Annotated in this window: 13 protein-coding genes and 1 pseudogene; 5 read left to right on the top strand and 9 right to left on the bottom strand. The window is 50.9% G+C overall.

What is annotated here, in order from left to right; translation table 11 throughout:
* Positions 1 to 96 precede the first annotated feature (96 nt).
* From EYB48_RS17520 to EYB48_RS17500, 5 genes are all read left to right on the top strand, one after another.
* A complete protein-coding gene (locus EYB48_RS17520) occupies positions 97 to 2,922 on the top strand; it encodes a valine--tRNA ligase (RefSeq protein WP_162021684.1) in 2,826 nt (941 codons plus the stop codon).
* 302 nt (positions 2,923 to 3,224) lie between these two features.
* Positions 3,225 to 3,668 carry a DUF2147 domain-containing protein gene (locus EYB48_RS17515; protein ID WP_162021683.1) on the top strand — a complete coding sequence of 148 codons (444 nt, stop codon included), beginning with the start codon at positions 3,225 to 3,227 and terminating at the stop codon, positions 3,666 to 3,668.
* A gap of 332 nt (positions 3,669 to 4,000) precedes the next feature.
* Positions 4,001 to 5,554, top strand: a complete 1,554-nt coding sequence (locus EYB48_RS19465; protein ID WP_162021682.1) for a methyl-accepting chemotaxis protein — start codon at positions 4,001 to 4,003, stop codon at positions 5,552 to 5,554.
* Between the two features lie 180 nt (positions 5,555 to 5,734).
* Positions 5,735 to 5,980: a YdcH family protein gene (locus EYB48_RS17505; RefSeq protein WP_162021681.1), complete on the top strand. Its 246-nt coding sequence runs from the start codon at positions 5,735 to 5,737 to the stop codon at positions 5,978 to 5,980.
* 213 nt (positions 5,981 to 6,193) lie between these two features.
* Complete coding sequence (locus EYB48_RS17500; protein WP_162021680.1) at positions 6,194 to 7,873, top strand: methyl-accepting chemotaxis protein; 1,680 nt, start codon at positions 6,194 to 6,196, stop codon at positions 7,871 to 7,873.
* Between the two features lie 85 nt (positions 7,874 to 7,958).
* Here EYB48_RS17500 and EYB48_RS17495 read toward each other — a convergent pair whose 3' ends face one another.
* The 9 genes and pseudogenes from EYB48_RS17495 to EYB48_RS17455 all read right to left on the bottom strand — a co-directional run.
* Complete coding sequence (locus EYB48_RS17495; protein WP_162021679.1) at positions 7,959 to 8,768, bottom strand: DUF3025 domain-containing protein; 810 nt, start codon at positions 8,766 to 8,768, stop codon at positions 7,959 to 7,961.
* Positions 8,768 to 9,817: a dihydroorotase gene (gene pyrC / locus EYB48_RS17490; RefSeq protein WP_162021678.1), complete on the bottom strand. Its 1,050-nt coding sequence runs from the start codon at positions 9,815 to 9,817 to the stop codon at positions 8,768 to 8,770. Before pyrC ends, EYB48_RS17495 begins: the two co-directional genes overlap by 1 nt.
* Before the next feature lie 135 nt (positions 9,818 to 9,952).
* Entirely contained in the window at positions 9,953 to 10,681 is a 729-nt protein-coding gene (locus EYB48_RS17485) for an amino acid ABC transporter ATP-binding protein (protein ID WP_162021677.1), read from the bottom strand.
* Positions 10,682 to 10,771: 90 nt separating this feature from the next.
* Positions 10,772 to 11,461: an amino acid ABC transporter permease gene (locus EYB48_RS17480; protein WP_162021676.1), complete on the bottom strand. Its 690-nt coding sequence runs from the start codon at positions 11,459 to 11,461 to the stop codon at positions 10,772 to 10,774.
* A 14-nt stretch (positions 11,462 to 11,475) separates the two neighbouring features.
* Positions 11,476 to 12,216 carry an amino acid ABC transporter permease gene (locus EYB48_RS17475; RefSeq protein ID WP_162021675.1) on the bottom strand — a complete coding sequence of 247 codons (741 nt, stop codon included), beginning with the start codon at positions 12,214 to 12,216 and terminating at the stop codon, positions 11,476 to 11,478.
* A gap of 146 nt (positions 12,217 to 12,362) precedes the next feature.
* Positions 12,363 to 13,313: a transporter substrate-binding domain-containing protein gene (locus EYB48_RS17470; protein ID WP_162021674.1), complete on the bottom strand. Its 951-nt coding sequence runs from the start codon at positions 13,311 to 13,313 to the stop codon at positions 12,363 to 12,365.
* 158 nt (positions 13,314 to 13,471) lie between these two features.
* Positions 13,472 to 14,365 (bottom strand): amino acid ABC transporter substrate-binding protein, encoded by an 894-nt coding sequence (locus EYB48_RS17465; RefSeq protein ID WP_202927825.1) that lies wholly within the window; start codon positions 14,363 to 14,365, stop codon positions 13,472 to 13,474.
* Between the two features lie 383 nt (positions 14,366 to 14,748).
* Positions 14,749 to 16,035, bottom strand: coding sequence for a Glu/Leu/Phe/Val family dehydrogenase (locus EYB48_RS17460; RefSeq protein WP_162021673.1), 1,287 nt, complete (start codon positions 16,033 to 16,035; stop codon positions 14,749 to 14,751).
* A gap of 250 nt (positions 16,036 to 16,285) precedes the next feature.
* A pseudogene (locus EYB48_RS17455) lies at positions 16,286 to 16,817 on the bottom strand (IS6 family transposase); the annotation flags it as partial.

Here is a 16,817-nt window from a genome sequence, read left to right as displayed (position 1 = left end):
ACAGCATGACCCTCCTTAAAAAGCAGCGCCAAGTCCACGTCAGCAGCACCACTCTCATTTATAATCAAACGTTTAGCACTCAACCAACAGATCATCATGGAATTAGCGAAGTCTTTCGAACCCGCAGAAATCGAACAACATTGGCGCGCCGAATGGGAGCAACGCGGTTATTTCGCGGCCAGCATGGACGATGGCAAACCTTCATTCTCTATACAATTGCCCCCGCCGAATGTGACCGGCACGCTGCATATGGGCCATGCTTTTAATCAGACCATCATGGATGGCCTGACCCGCTACTACCGTATGCGTGGCTATAACACAGCCTGGGTACCAGGTACCGACCATGCAGGTATTGCGACACAAATCGTGGTTGAACGTCAGCTCGATGCGCAAAAAATCTCACGCCATGATCTGGGTCGTGAAAAATTCCTGGAAAAAGTCTGGGAATGGAAAGAGAAATCCGGCTCCACCATCACCGGTCAGATGCGCCGCATGGGGGCATCGGCTGATTGGGATCGTGAATACTTTACGATGGATGCTGAGCGCTCCAAGTCAGTGACTGAAGTATTTGTACGTCTGGTGGAACAAGGACTGATTTATCGCGGTAAACGCCTGGTCAACTGGGATCCGGTACTGGGTACTGCGGTTTCTGATCTGGAAGTGGTATCGGAAGAAGAAGACGGTTCTATGTGGCATATCCGCTATCCGTTTGCGGATGGTTCGGGTCATCTGACCGTTGCTACTACGCGTCCGGAAACCTTGCTGGGTGACGTGGCCGTCGCGGTTGACCCTACCGATGATCGCTATAGCGCACTGGTCGGCAAGTTACTCAAACTGCCTTTGACTGAGCGTGAAATCCCTGTGATTGCCGACAGCTATGTCGATAAAGAATTCGGTACTGGCTGTGTGAAGATCACGCCTGCGCATGACTTCAATGATTACGCTGTTGGTCAGCGTCACGACCTGGAGAAGATCAGCATCCTGACGCTGGATGCAAAAATTAACGACAATGCACCGGAAAAATACCGTGGTCTGGATCGCTTTGAAGCACGTAAGCAAATCGTTGCTGACCTCGATGCGCAGGGCTTGCTGGAATCGGTTAAACCGCACAAATTAATGGTGCCACGTGGTGACCGTACCAATGTCGTCATCGAACCTATGCTGACCGATCAGTGGTTCATGGCGATGAGCAAACCGGCACCAGAAGGCACTCACTTCCCAGGCAAATCCATCGCTGAAGTCGCGCTTGAAAAAGTCGCTTCCGGTGAAATTAAGTTCGTTCCTGAAAACTGGAGCAACACCTATAACCAGTGGCTCAACAATATTCAGGACTGGTGTATTTCACGTCAGTTGTGGTGGGGCCATCAGATTCCAGCCTGGTATGGCGATGATGGACAAGTCTTCGTGGCGCGCAATGAAGCGGACGCGCAGGCTAAAGCACAGGCAGCGGGTTACCACGGTGCCCTGAAACGCGATGATGATGTGCTCGATACCTGGTTCTCGTCAGCGCTGGTGCCCTTCTCCACTATGGGCTGGCCGGAAGAGACACCGGATATACGCCATTTCCTGCCGTCTTCTGTGCTGGTTACCGGCTTCGACATTATTTTCTTCTGGGTCGCACGTATGGTCATGATGACCGTGCATTTCACTGGAAAAGTGCCGTTTAACACCGTGTATGTACATGGTCTGGTCAGAGATTCCAGCGGCCAGAAAATGTCTAAATCCAAAGGCAACACGCTAGACCCGATTGATCTGATCGATGGCATTAAGATCGATGATCTGGTAGCGAAACGCACAGTCGGCCTGATGAATCCTAAGCAGGCAACGGCGATTGAAAAAGCCACCCGCAAAGAATTCGCCGATGGCATCCCGGCCTATGGTACCGATGCCTTGCGTTTCACTATGGCCAGCTATGCATCGCTGGGTCGCAATATCAATTTTGATCTGGGTCGCTGCGAAGGTTATCGCAACTTCTGCAATAAGCTGTGGAATGCGACTCGCTTCGTATTGATGAATACCGAAGGTAAGGACTGTGGCTTCGGTCCGGATGTCACAGATGCAGATCTGGATTACTCGCAAGCGGACAAATGGATCATCTCGACGCTGCAACGCGCTGAGATGGAAATCGAAAAGGGCTTCAGTGACTTCCGCTTCGATAACATTGCATCTGCGATTTATAAATTTGTCTGGGACGAATATTGCGACTGGTATCTGGAAGTCGCTAAGGTCCAGGTACAGCAAGGTACGGAAGCACAACAGCGCGCAACCCGTCGCACATTATTGCGCGTACTGGAAGTGACCCTGCGTCTGGCGCATCCGGTGATTCCTTTTGTGACCGAACAGTTATGGCAAACCGTGGCACCGCTGGCAGGCAAGCAACTCAATCCAGCTGGTGATTCCATCATGCTGCAGCCGTATCCGCTGGCAGTTGCAGCCAATGTGAATGAAGAAGCCGAAGGCTGGATGACGGCACTCAAAGCAATGACCGACGCCTGCCGTAATCTGCGTGGAGAAATGCAGTTGTCGCCCGCATTGCGCGTTCCTTTGTTAATGCAGGCTGCCAATGCGGAAGACAAGGCCAGACTGCAGTCATTCGCGCCTTATCTGCAAGCACTGGCCAAGCTGTCTGAAGTCCAGGTGGTGGATGCTTTACCTGACTCTCCTGCACCAGTTTCTATCGTCGGTGAATCGAAACTCATGTTGAAAGTGGAGATCGATGTTGCCGCCGAACGTGAACGTCTGAGCAAAGAAATCACGCGTCTGGAAACAGAAATTGCAAAAGCTGAAGCCAAGCTGAGCAATGAAAGCTTTGTCGCGCGCGCACCGGCAGCGGTGGTCGCTCAGGAAAAAGAAAGAATGGCGAATTTCTCTGCGACGCTGAATAAACTGCGCGAACAGGCAGCTAAGTTACCAGCCGCCTGAATCCAGTACGACTGATCAGTCTATGATTCAACCGGAGTCCATTGCTATGTGGCTCCGGTTTTTTATTGCATTCAAAAAATAAGTCAAACTAAGGAAATTGAGCTAAGGAAACAACGCCAGCATAGGCTACTCTTTGCAAAACATTGCTCATCCATGCTGTTCACCTGCATACCAATTCTAAAGGCTGCACTCTATAAAACTTAAACAAAATACCAGGACCAACACGTACAATCATTCACCTGTATCGCAGCGACAGCGCTAAAATCCATTGCACTTCCTTACAAACAGACTCAGGAGACATCATGAAAAAAATCAGCCTTTTGGCAGTACTGTTCTCACTCGCGGCTATGCCTTTTGCCTATGCCGATGAAACACCGGTAGGACTCTGGAAGAATATTGATGATAAAACCGGCAAGCCTAAGGCCCTGATACGGATTACTGAGAGCAATGGCGAATTGCAGGGCAAAATCGAAAAGTTATTTCTCGATGATGGTGCAGACAAAAACCCGAAATGCGATAAATGCGAAGGCGCGAACAAAGATCAGCCTGTGATAGGGATGACTATCCTGTACGGCCTGAAAAAAGACAGTGATGAATACAATGGCGGAAAAATTATCGATCCTGCCAATGGCAAGGTGTACAGCAGCAAAATGCACCTGACCGATAACAATAAAAAGCTCAATGTGCGCGGCTATATAGGCACACCTTTTCTGGGGCGCTCCCAGGTCTGGATACGTGAACAGTAATCACCAAACTGGATTTATACACACAATAACGGAAGCAGACGCTTCCGTTATTTTTTGCAACTTCGCATGCCTGTAAGCTGCATCAGGCTGCTGCGCCCTCAGCCTGAACGGTGAAACTATGTCACCCGGCTTGAAAAATTCTATTCCCGCTCTATTGTTATTTCATGGCATCAAGTTTTCCATAAATCAATAACAGCTATCTTGCTCTTAAAGAATTCTGTGCATAGTAAGTAACACATCGGAAAATACGTAGAACAATTTTCATGCCCTGCATTAACATGTTACGCAGTAGAAATCCCGATATCTAGCTGGCCCTCACCTGGACTGATCACATGCTGAAGACTATTCTGACCCGTATCACCATCCGTTTACGACTCACGCTGGGCTTTGGCATAGTGTTGCTGTTGACCAGCGGCATACTGGGTCTGGGCTTATTTAAACTCAGTCAGTTGCAACGCAGCACAGATTATATTTTTCAAACTAAAGTGGCGAGTCTGGATGCCGCAACGGAAATGCGCGAGCAAGGACGGGCCCTTACCCTGACCCTGCGCAAAATGACGGCACCACGCGATCAGAGTGAAGCAGAAAAAGAGACCAAGCGCCTGATCAGTGCCCTCAGCAGCTTTGAAGAATCTGAAGCCGTGGCAAAAAAACTGTTGTCCGATCCGAATGACCTGACACGTTTGCAAGCAGCCATCGTACAAAAACAAGCAGTACTCGCGATTATCAAAAAAATCCAGACCTTCGTTGCTGAAGGCAATTATTTCGATGCCTCAGGCTTATTGCAAACCGAGTTCCTGGTGCCGCATGAAAAATGGATGGCTGAGCTGACTGAGCTGGCCAAATTACAGCATGATGCGATGCGCTCTACCTACGAGCAATCACTGGCGAATTACCGCAGCTCTGTGATCAGTTTGCTCATCATCGGCGTGCTGACCTTGATCTCGGGTGCACTGGCCGGATGGCTGATTGCACGCAGTATCGTTTCGCCGCTCAAAGCTGCGGTTCATATTGCCGATGCAATCGCCAACAATAATCTGACTGCGAGAATAGAGGTCAGGACGCAGGACGAGCTGGGGGAATTGCTCGGCTCTTTGCGACAGATGCAGGATAACTTCGTGCAGACCATCGCCAGGATTAAGGAAAGCGCATCCACCATCACGACAGCCTCACAGGAAATCGCGACTGGTAATGCCGATCTGTCGTCCCGCACCGAAAACCAGGCTGGCTCACTGGAAGAAACCGCAAGCTCTATGGAAGAGCTGACCAGCACGGTCAGACAGAACGCGGACAATGCACGGCAGGCCAATCAATTAGTTTTATCAGCCAGCCAGGTCGCCACGAAAGGCGGCAGTGTAGTTGGTCAGGTAGTTGACACCATGGGCCAGATTAAGAGCAGTTCACAGAAAATTGTCGATATCATCAGTGTTATCGATGGCATCGCTTTTCAAACCAATATTCTGGCGCTGAATGCAGCGGTCGAGGCAGCGCGCGCCGGTGAACAGGGTCGTGGCTTTGCCGTCGTCGCCGCCGAAGTACGCAGTCTGGCACAGCGCAGCGCGGGTGCCGCCAAAGAAATTAAACAATTGATCGATGACTCCGTTGGCAATGTAGAACGTGGCAGCCTGTTGGTGGATGATGCGGGTAAGACTATGCAAGATATCGTCAGCAGCGTGCAGCATGTGGCCGACATCATGAGTGAGATCAGTGCCGCCAGCACCGAGCAAAGCGCAGGCATAGAACAGGTCAACCTCGCGATCACCGAAATGGATGAAATGACACAGCAAAATGCGGCGCTGGTAGAGCAAGCCGCCGCCGCCGCGGAAAGCATGGAAGAACAGGCACTGGTATTAGCCCAGGCGGTCAGCGTATTCCGTTTACCCTGATGCCCACTTCAACGCTGACCCGCGCCGGGCCAGGCTGCCTGAAGCGCGTTTCAGACAGAATGCAGATAGCTGAAATCTGAATAAAATGTCATTCTGGCTTGATGTATATCACTAACAACGAGTGCTAAAAATATACGATGGAGTCAACAGGAATTGTCCTGCATCCCCTAAGGAGCCAAAATGCAAGTTGACCATCATCCATTAGCTGCTGATTTTCCGGAATACAAAGATACTATTCATCATCTGAAAATGAACAATGCGCATTTCGCCAAACTGTTCACCGAATATGAGGACACAGACAAGGCAGTCATCCGTGCAGAAAACGGCGTCGAACATCTGGCCGATGTTGCGTTGGAAGACTTGAAAAAAGTTCGTATCAGTCTGAAAGACCAGCTGTTTCAATTGCTGAAATCGGCGGCAAACTAATCTTCACATTCGGGCAGAGGTGCGCGCTCTGCCCAATGTTCTCTGCCTTCACAGGCATCTCTGCTGAAACGCCACCAGGCACATAATCGGCTCGAGCAGCAGCAGCGGCCAGCAATCAGCTCTGACTTTTCTTATTGCCCCCGGTAAGCGGGCAGGCCGGATTTCGTCTGTCACATAGTTCCACACTGTTTTCCTTGTCTATCGAACGTCACCATGAATCTCCCTCAACTCAAAATCGCTACCCGGCTCGCGCTGTGCTTTGCCAGCATCCTGATCTTCTCTTTTCTCGCCACCGCACTCGCCCAATGGCGCCTGCACCAGACCGCAGACGAAACCCGTCAAATGATGGAACATCCTTTGGCAAAAGAACGCATGATTTCTGACTGGTATCGTTACATCCAGGTCGGCGTACGCAGAACCGCAGCGATCGCTAAAAGCAGTGACAGCTCATTACGGGAATTTTTTTCTGAAGACGCCGCAGCGACCATGAAGGGCGCGAGCGATATGCAAAGCAAAATAGAAAGCCTGCTCAGCACAGACGAAGAAAAGAAACTGTTTGCGGATATCACGGCAGAACGGAAAATCTATACCAATGCGCGGGAAGAAATCCTGGCAGCCAAAGAGCGTGGCGATACCGCAATGGCGAACCAGTTGATTACAACGACCTTCATGCCAGCGGCAAAACGCTATCAAGGCCTGATACAGGAATTACAAGAAGAGCAGCGTGAAGAGTTAAACCGGCTGGCGAAGAAGATCGAAGCAAATTATCAGAGCACAAAAACGATACTCAGCAGCTTAAGCCTGCTCGCATTTTTGTGCGGCCTGTTGAGCACCTGGTTGGTGGCACGCAGTATCCTGCGCGAACTCGGCGGTGAACCGGCCTATGCTTCCGCCATTGCGCGACGCATTGCGCAAGGCGATCTCGCGACGGAGGTTGTGTTACAGCCACGCGATCAAAGCAGTCTGCTGTATGCCATGAAAACCATGCGCGATGGCCTGGCCAATATCGTCAGTCAGGTAAGAGCCGGTACAGAAACCATCGCCAGCGCCTCGGATCAGATTGCCGCCGGTAATCTCGATTTATCCGGACGTACCGAAGCACAGGCCAGTGCGCTGGAGCAAACCGCCGCGTCGATGGAGCAGCTGAATTCAACGGTACGTCAAAATGCCGATAACGCGCGGCAGGCCAATCAGCTGGCTGCATCAGCTTCCGATATCGCAGCCAAAGGAGGCGAAGTCGTCAGCCAGGTAGTCAACACTATGCACGGCATCAACAACTCTGCGCATAAGATCACAGAAATCATAGGCGTGATTGACGGCATCGCTTTCCAGACCAATATTCTGGCGCTGAATGCCGCGGTCGAAGCTGCGCGCGCCGGTGATCAGGGTCGTGGTTTTGCGGTGGTGGCGACCGAAGTGCGCAATCTGGCGCAACGCAGTGCCGCTGCTGCGAAAGAAATCAAAGTCCTGATCGGTGACTCTGTGAATCAGGTGCAGGCTGGTAGCAAGCTGGTCGAACAAGCCGGTACCACCATGCAGGATATCGTGCAAAGTGTCGAGCAGGTAGCCAGCATCATGCATGACATTACCAGCGCCAGCCAGGAACAAAGCCAGGGCATAGCCCAGGTCAATCAGGCCATCAATCAAATGGATGATACGACACAGCAAAATGCAGCATTAGTGGAAGAGGCAGCGACCGCTTCGGTATCCTTACAAGATCAGGCGCAGCATCTGGCACAGATGGTCAGCGTATTCAAACTGGATTACGAAAAACCTTTAACTGCACACAGCACTCAGTTTAAAAAAGTAGTCCCACAGACTACGGAATATGAAATGTCTGTACAGAGTGTTACAGCACACAAAAAAATCGCCAACTCCCGCTTTGATGCCTGATCGTGCAAGATAAAACCGCTATCCTTGCTTAGCAATAGCGGTCTTGATGGCAGCTGTGGACGACGCCAACTGCGCCAGACTCAGCTCAGTGCCTGGCTTGCCGGGCCGGACGGAATACCTGGGTATCCTGGTAAAACGCCAGATCCTGCTCTGGCCACCAGCCCGGTATTCCCAGCACCGGTAAAGGGGTGTAATCCGCGGTAGTCAGGCTGTGCTGCGCCAGTTGTGCGGCGACCTGGCTATCGAGCCAACGACACTTTTCATCGGCGTTCGCCGTAAAAAACGCCGGGCTGACCCGCACTACCCAGCTATGCGCGGTAATCGCCTTATACGGGGCAACCAGCTTTTCCATCAAGGCATGGCCAAAGCTCCACACTTCGGCAAACTGACCGTATGCTTCACGTTGCGTGATGAACGCCTGCTGCCACTCATGCTGGCGTAATGCTTCCGTCAGATGATCGCCGCGCGCATCCTCTGCCACCACCAGCAAAGCTGCATTTTCATCAAAGATCGTCGCTGCATCACGTGCCGGGCCACGTGACTTGCCTATGCCCAGTTGCGCAATTTGCGCTGCCTGAAGCGCATTGAGCTGACGTTTAATCAGCGGGAAACGCAGCCAGACCAGGGCGTTGAAAAAATCATGCAGATTCTCGCGCGTGGGAACACAGCCGCTGGCACTGATATGCGCTTCATACGCGACGCCATCCGGCAAGTCTTCCTGCGGGATGAATTGCAAGGGCAAACCGCGATGATTACGCAAGGCGAGCTGCTGTGCCTGTTGATTCAGCCAACTACGCCAGTCAGCTGCGGCCAGTAATTCAACTGCCACTGGCCTGACTGAAGAGAACCAGGCACAGGACCAGTCTATGCCATCAAAAAAACGCTCTGCAGACATTAGGCTGCCTGCATTTTCCAATGTATGGTTTCCCCACTGTTGAGCGGCACAATCACGGTTTCTGAGAATGGCAGTTCGGCGGGTATCGTCCAATCCTCACGCACCAGCGTGATGCTGTCTGAATTACGTGGCAGTTGATAGAAATCCGGACCATTGAAGCTGGCAAACGCCTCCAGCTGATCGAGCGCACCAGCCTGATCGAAGGCTTCTGTGTATAGTTCCATTGCATGCAAAGCGGTATAACAACCGGCGCAACCACAGGCGTGTTCTTTCAAGCCTTTAGGATGTGGCGCAGAGTCGGTGCCAAGGAAGAAGCGTGGGCTGCCGGAAGTCGCGGCTTTCAATAAGGCCTGACGATGGGTTTCGCGTTTCAGTACAGGCAGGCAGTAGTAATGCGGACGTATGCCACCCTTGAAAATTTCATTTCGGTTATACAGCAAATGATGCGCAGTGATGGTGGCCGCGATAGGGCCGGAAGCTTCTGCCACATAGGCAGCCGCATCGCTGGTGGTGATGTGTTCAAACACCACTTTCAGCTCAGGCATATCGCTACGCAGCGGTTGCATCACACGTTCGATAAACACCGCTTCACGATCGAATAAATCTATCTCAGGATTGGTCACCTCACCATGCACCAGGAAAGGCATGCCAACTTCCTGCATGGCTTCCAGCGCTGCATAACATTTCTTCAAATCGGTCACACCGGCATCGGAATTGGTGGTTGCTCCGGCCGGATACAGCTTGACTGCATGCACCAGCCCGCTGTCTTTGGCACGACGAATTTCATCAGGTGCCGTGTTATCCGTCAGGTACAGCGTCATCAGCGGCTCAAACTTCATCCCGGCTGGCAAGGCCGCCAGGATACGCTCGCGATAGGCCAGCGCCTGTGCCGTTGTGGTGACCGGGGGTTTCAGGTTAGGCATCACGATGGCACGGCCAAACTGTGCGGCGGTATGCGGCAAAACACTGGCTAATGCAGCGCCATCGCGCAAATGCAAATGCCAGTCATCAGGGCGGGTAATGGTCAGGGAGGATGGCGTGGAAGTCATGAGGTCGGCTTTCTGAATTCAGGTCAAATACGTTGCAGGCTGCATTTTACCTTGCGGGGCGATAAAGATAAAAAAACCCGCACCACAGCGTGGTACGGGTTGTTCATGAGGCATGCTGAAACTGCCAGAGCGGGATCAGTGGGAAATGATCTTTGCCAGGAAATCACGCGCGCGGTCTGAACGCGCATTATTAAAGAATTCATCTCTGGCGCAATCTTCCACGATCAGGCCCTTATCCATGAACACGATGCGGTTGGCGACTTTACGTGCGAAGCCCATTTCATGCGTCACCACCATCATGGTCATGCCTTCCTGTGCCAGGCCTACCATCACATCGAGCACTTCGTTAATCATTTCCGGATCAAGCGCCGAAGTCGGCTCATCGAATAACATGGCGATCGGGTCCATAGACAGAGCACGTGCAATCGCGACGCGCTGTTGCTGACCACCGGATAACTGACCTGGGAATTTGTCTTTATGCGCGAGCAGACCGACCCGGTCCAGATACTTCAAACCACGCTCAGTCGCTTCTTCTTCTGAGCGACCGAGTACCTTGACCTGACCCAGCGTCAGATTCTGACGTATCGACAGATGCGGGAATAATTCGAAGTTCTGGAACACCATGCCTATGCGCGCGCGCAGCTTGGACAAATTGGTTTTCGGATCGCCGACCGATATGCCGTCGACTGTGATTTCGCCTTTCTGGAAAGGCTCCAGACCATTGACGGTTTTGATCAGCGTGGATTTGCCGGAGCCGGAAGGACCGCAGACCACCACTACCTCACCTTTTTTAACTTCGGTCGTGCAGTCGGTCAATACCTGAAACTGACCATACCATTTGCTGACATTGTTAATCTTAATCATGTGATTCTCCAATTCTGTTCTGAAAAGCGGGTTTCCTGCCAGGCGTATGCCGAGAAAACCCCGCTGTATAGCGTTGTGTACTGATTGAGCTTAGCGGATGATCGCGACTTTCTGTTGCAGCTTCTTGACTGCGGTCGATAAGCTCAGGCACATGATGAAATACACCACGGCAGCAAAGCTGTACATTTCGACCAGACGTCCATCGCGTTGCGCCACTTTGGCAGCAGAACCAAAGAAGTCGGCAATCGACAATATCGATACCAGTGACACGTCCTGAAACAGCACGATAGTCTGGGTCAGCAACACCGGTATCATATTGCGGAAGGCCTGAGGCAGCACGATGTGCGCCATAGTCTGCCAGTAGTTCATCCCCATCGCATAACCGGCCCAGATCTGACCACGCGGAATCGACTGTATGCCGGAACGCATGATTTCGCAGTAATACGCAGCCTCAAACATGACAAAGGTAATCAGGCAGGAAGCAAATGCGCCCACCTGTACCGGTTCATTCGAGCCTGTAATCCAGGCACCGATATAGGGCACCAGGAAGTAAAACCAGAAAATCACCAGTACCAGCGGAATCGAGCGCATGATATTCACATAACCGGAGGCCAGCAAATACACCAGCTTATTGCTGGACAAGCGCATCATGGCCAGCAGCGTACCAAACACGATACCACCTGTCATCGCCAGCAAAGTCAGCTTGAGCGTGAACACCATGCCGGTCTGGAACAAATAGACCCAGGAGCGCTGAATCACGTCAAAATCAAAATTTCCCATTCTTTTCTCCCCGCTTACTTCGCACTGCCAGCAGCAATAAAGCCCGGCACACGCAAAGTTTTTTCCAACAGATTCGACAACAGAATCGCGATCACCGACACCACCAGATAAATTATCGTGGCGGCGCCAAATGCCTCAAAAGTCTGGAAGGACATTTCCTGCATGGAGCGCGCACTCGCGGTCAGCTCGATTAGACCGATGGATAAAGCTACGGAACTGTTCTTGATAATCGCGGCAACTTCATTGGTCAGGGAAGGAATAATGATACGGAAAGCCATAGGCAGCAGCACATAGCGATAAGTCTGCGGCAGCGTGAGGCCGAGTGCTACGCCCGCCATACGCTGACCGCGCGGCAATGCCTGAATACCGGTGGAAACCTGTACCGCGACACGCGCAGAAGTAAAGAATCCCAGACTCAGGACTGCGGTCACAAACGGTGCATTCGGCAACTGCTTAAGCGCATTTCCCATGTCTACCGGCAGACATTCAGGGAATACGAAATACCACAAAAACATTTGTACGATCAGCGGGATATTGCGAAATAACTCGACATAGGCGTTGGCTGCCCTGACTACCCATTTATTGGGCGCAGTGCGCAGGGTACCGATCAGCAAACCGATCACCAAGGCTAATACCCAGGCCGTACCGGCAGTTGCCAGTGTCCACTTCAGACCTGCGATCAGCGAGTCAAAGTAGGTGCCCATCCCATCTGGCGCATCTTCCCAATAGATGTTCCAGTTCCAGTTGTAATTCATTGTCTATCCCTCCTGTACACGACCACAGCAGACCTGCGATGCCTGTAGATTCAGGCCGCACGCTGCCTGGGACGCACAAATTGCGCATCCCAAATAAAACGGGAGGCGAGCTTCGCCCCCCGCTTGTTAACACTTTGCGGCTTCTGTTATTTTTTTACTTTTTTCAGAACAGCTTTTTGTGCTTCCGGTACCGCTGCGTAAGCAGAAGGCTCACCGGAGTCAGTCGGCTTGGCGACCACAGCTTTCAACTGATCAGACATAGGCAAGTTCAGCGAGATGCCTTTTGGTGGAATCGGTTGCAGGAACCATTTATGGTAGATGCGATTGATATCACCCGAAGTCAGTACTGTGCTGATCGCTGTATCGACAGCTTTCTTGAACGCTGCGTCATCTTTGCGCAGCATGATGCCGTAAGGCTCGACCGACAGCGCTTCTTTGCTGATTTCGTAGTCGGCTGGCGACTTGGAGTTAGCCGCCTGAGAAATCAACAGGATGTCGTCCATGACCCATGCCACAGCACGTCCGGTTTCCACCATCAGGAAAGCCTCAGCATGATCTTTGGCTGGCAGAATATTGATGCCCAGATTCTGATCTGCATTCAATGTAGTCAGTTGTTTCAGATTGGCAGTACCGGAAGTGGACACCACAGCCTTGCCTTTGAGGTCAGCCAGAGTTTTGATGCCAGCTGTTTTCTTGGACAGAATACGATTGGCAGTAACGAAAGTGGTTGGTGCAAACGATACTTGCTTCTGGCGTTCAACATTGTTTGTGGTCGAACCGCATTCCAGATCGATAGTGCCGTTGGCCATCAGCGGAATACGTGTCGCCGATGTAACCGGATTCATCTTGACCTTCAATTCCGGCAAGCCCAATTGCTTTTGTACGGAACTGACGATCTTCATACACAGGTCGATGGAATAACCCTGATACGATTGTTTGTCATCCAGATAGGAAAACGGAATCGAAGAGTCGCGTACACCCAGCGTGATCGTCGCTGTATCTTTAATTTTCTTCAGTGTGCCAGTTTCTTCTGCCTGAGCTACACCTGCAATTGCACCAGCGCTGATCATCACCGCTAAAACTTTCAACAATTTCATACCGTCTCCTATAAGTAAACCGAAAAAGTTCATACAAACGAGTTTAACAAAAGCCAAGCTTAACTGATCTTGTTTGTCGCATCATTTCATACGTAAATATACGTAAATTATCCGATATTTTTACGACTTCCGGTAAAACAGTGACAAGTTAAGCGATCTTAGTCCGCTACTTTATCCGTGGGAAAGCGAATAGTGTCACGTAATAAGAATCCCATCGGCATCGCTAAGTTCGTGGCCTTGGGTGGAATAGGCTTTTTAAACCATTTTTCATACAAGCGTGTGACTTCACCTTCATTCATCAGCTTAGAGACTTCTTTATCGACAAATTCCTTGAATGCCTGGTCATCTTTGCGGAACATGATGGCGTAAGGCTCGGTCGATAAGGCTTCACCAACCACCGAGAATTTTTCCGGATCTTTGGCTTTGGCGCGCAATCCATACAACAACACGTCATCCATCGCGAAAGCATCGGCCTGGAAATTCTCCACCATATTGAAAGACTCGGCATGGTCTGCGCCTTCCAGCAGGCGTATGTTCAGATTGCGCGCCTTGTCGCGGTCATTGAGCAGTTTGACCGTAGTGGTTCCCTTGGTGGTGACCACTTTTTTATCTTTCAGGTCAGTCCAGTTTTTGATACCGGAATCGCTGCGCACCACCATACGTGTGGTCGCAAAAAAGTGAGGGATGGTGAAAGCGACTTGTTTTCTGCGCTCAGCATTATTGGTGGTGGAGCCGCATTCCAGATCTGCCTTGCCTTCAGCAATGGCAGCAATCCGGGTGCTGGTATTGACCAGCAAAGTATTCACTTTAAGCTGAGGCAGCTTTAATTCTTTTTTGATCGCATCGACGATTTTCATGCACAAATCCACGGAATAGCCAACAGGCTTACCTTCATTGACGAAGGAAAATGGCACTGAGCTTTCTCTGTGAGCGATCGTAATTGTTTGTGTTTCCTTAATATGAGCCATCGTATTGGCCGCAGCAGGCAAGGCCACCCAGGCTGCGAATATCGCGAGCAAGCAGCGCTGCCAGCCGATGTTGAATTGACGCATAACACCTCCTAATATTGAATTGCTCAGGATGGTAATGACAAACGGCAACAAAATCCAACAAAAAACGCAGATATTTCCAAAATATTGTTTGGCTAAATCTAATAATTAAGCATTACTAAAAAGTCAAAATAGTAATTATCCGACAAAAATTGTGATAATTTCTTTAATGCATTTTATTTGTACGCCAAGCAAATTACCTGTAAGTGTGTCCGGACCACCTTAGCCAGCTCCAGACTGGTGCACAGAGGCAAAACGAGAAAAGCACTTGCTTAACGCAGGCAGTAAAAAACAAAGCGCCCATGATCCGACTGACAAAATGTCAGCTTAGATCATGGGCGCTTTTAAACAAGCTGCCGTATCAGAAACAATACGGCAAAGCCGGATTATGGATACAAGCCACGCACTTCACGCGCCTGCAGTACACGGGTACATGCAATGATGAAGGCTGCAGTACGCAGGGAAACATTCTTATCTTCAGTCACTTCCCAGACTGAATTGAACGCGTCTTTCATAATGCGTGTCAGTTTGTTGTTGATTTCGTCTTCAGTCCAGAAGTAGCTGGAGAAATCCTGTACCCATTCGAAATAGGAAACAGTCACACCACCTGCATTCGCGATCACGTCCGGTACCACCAGCACGCCTTTTTCGCGCAGGATATCATCTGCTTCCGGTGTGGTCGGACCATTCGCGCCTTCCAGAATGATCTTTGCTTTGATCTTATCGGCGTTGAGCAATGTGATTTGCTGTTCCAATGCAGCCGGAATCAGGATGTCGCAGTTCACTTCCCAAAATTCGTGGTTAGGCAGTACTGCTTCGATATCTTCAAAGCCAGCAACGCTGCCATGCTTTTCAACGTGAGCTAACAGCTTAGGTACATTCAGGCCGTTAGAGTGGAAAATCGTGCCGCCGTGATCCTGCACTGCCACCACTTTGGAACCAGCTTCTGCAAACAGACGTGCAGCGATACCACCGACGTTACCAAAGCCCTGTACCGCAATTTTGGCACCAGCGATTTGCAGGCCACGTTTTGCAGCAGCTTCACAACCAACCACGAAGACGCCACGGCCAGTCGCTTCGCGACGACCCAGACTACCGCCCAAAGTGATAGGCTTGCCAGTCACGACGCCGGTAGAAGTACGGCCTTCGTTCATGGAATAGGTATCCATCATCCATGCCATGGTTTGTTCGTTAGTGTTAACGTCTGGTGCAGGAATATCTTTGTCCGGGCCAATGATGATGCCGATTTCAGACGTATAACGACGTGTCATACGCATCAGTTCGCCTTTGGACAAGGTCTTAGGATCAACACGGATACCGCCTTTAGCGCCACCGTAAGGAACGTTCACTGCCGAGTTTTTGATCGTCATCCAGGCAGACAATGCCATCACTTCAGACAAAGTCACATCCTGATGGAAACGCACACCACCCTTGCCCGGACCACGGGAAGTGTTGTGCTGTACGCGATAGCCTTCGAAATGGGCAATCGTGCCATCATCACGTTCGATAGGAACATCAACCACCAGAATACGCTTAGGACGCTTCAGCGTTTCCACCCAGCGAGACAAGCTGCCCAGGTAAGGGGTAACGCGATCGATTTGTTCAAGGTAGACAGACCAAGGGCCGGTTTCGGCCGGAGTCAGGTAAGACGGAATCTGGTGTTGGCTGGACATGATGAGGCCTCCTGCAAGGGTTAGACTAATTATGTGTATTGTTTTGGTGCGAAAATATTGAATTCGCACCAAAAAGGTGACGCATAGTAGTCTTATCCCACGCAGATCAGCCAATGCTTTGTTTGCATTAATCTATGCGCGAAATGCATAACCCTTGATTGGACTGCTCAGGACAGCCAGATGGCACTTAGTTTGGTTCTGTTGCGATAAGGAACTAAAGTCTAGTTGAAGCAGCGACGTAGTGGAAAAATCAGAGAGCTAAAGAGTAGAATTGATCTGCAGCAGATGCAAATTGACCATCGGGACAATTGAACTGTCCCTTTTTGATCATGCGCATCGTTTCAATGCCGGCGATGAGTTTGGTGGCACAATGAAATTTTTTGAATCCCAGCAAGGGTCGCGTTCGGCGCTTGATGGCTCGGTGGTCTTGTTCCACAAGATTGTTCAAATATTTCGATTGGCGTTACGTGATTTCCAGGCCGCTGTCGGCGATCATGCTGCGCACCGCTGCGGTATTGGCGCCGCTCTTGTCGATGGTAATCTTCTCCGGCATGTCGTGCAAGCCGGTCAACAGCGCGAACAGGTACTTCCATTGCCCACCGACTTGAATGTAGGTTTCGTCCATCCGCCAGTTCCGACCAACTGGATGCTTGCGACGGCGAAACACTCTGGCCAAAACCCGCTATATCTTCAGCGCCCAACGATGCACCTAGCATGATCAACCTGTACACCACGTTCACCCATCATTTCCTCTAGGTTGCGCAAACTCAGCGCATAGGCTG

The sequence above is a fragment of the Cognatundibacterium crateris genome, from assembly GCF_010078235.1.
GTDB lineage: Bacteria > Pseudomonadota > Gammaproteobacteria > Burkholderiales > Burkholderiaceae_D > Undibacterium > Undibacterium crateris.
This window is presented reverse-complemented; position numbering and strand designations above follow the sequence as displayed.

Bases quoted from the DNA above. Each gene is read 5' to 3' on its own strand.
- EYB48_RS17520 (WP_162021684.1), top strand. From the start codon at position 97: ATGGAATTAGCGAAGTCTTTCGAACCCGCAGAAATCGAACAACATTGG.
- EYB48_RS17515 (WP_162021683.1), top strand. From the start codon at position 3,225: ATGAAAAAAATCAGCCTTTTGGCAGTACTGTTCTCACTCGCGGCTATG.
- EYB48_RS19465 (WP_162021682.1), top strand. From the start codon at position 4,001: ATGCTGAAGACTATTCTGACCCGTATCACCATCCGTTTACGACTCACG.
- EYB48_RS17505 (WP_162021681.1), top strand. From the start codon at position 5,735: ATGCAAGTTGACCATCATCCATTAGCTGCTGATTTTCCGGAATACAAA.
- EYB48_RS17500 (WP_162021680.1), top strand. From the start codon at position 6,194: ATGAATCTCCCTCAACTCAAAATCGCTACCCGGCTCGCGCTGTGCTTT.
- EYB48_RS17495 (WP_162021679.1), bottom strand. From the start codon at position 8,768: ATGTCTGCAGAGCGTTTTTTTGATGGCATAGACTGGTCCTGTGCCTGG.
- pyrC (WP_162021678.1), bottom strand. From the start codon at position 9,817: ATGACTTCCACGCCATCCTCCCTGACCATTACCCGCCCTGATGACTGG.
- EYB48_RS17485 (WP_162021677.1), bottom strand. From the start codon at position 10,681: ATGATTAAGATTAACAATGTCAGCAAATGGTATGGTCAGTTTCAGGTA.
- EYB48_RS17480 (WP_162021676.1), bottom strand. From the start codon at position 11,461: ATGGGAAATTTTGATTTTGACGTGATTCAGCGCTCCTGGGTCTATTTG.
- EYB48_RS17475 (WP_162021675.1), bottom strand. From the start codon at position 12,216: ATGAATTACAACTGGAACTGGAACATCTATTGGGAAGATGCGCCAGAT.
- EYB48_RS17470 (WP_162021674.1), bottom strand. From the start codon at position 13,313: ATGAAATTGTTGAAAGTTTTAGCGGTGATGATCAGCGCTGGTGCAATT.
- EYB48_RS17465 (WP_202927825.1), bottom strand. From the start codon at position 14,365: ATGCGTCAATTCAACATCGGCTGGCAGCGCTGCTTGCTCGCGATATTC.
- EYB48_RS17460 (WP_162021673.1), bottom strand. From the start codon at position 16,035: ATGTCCAGCCAACACCAGATTCCGTCTTACCTGACTCCGGCCGAAACC.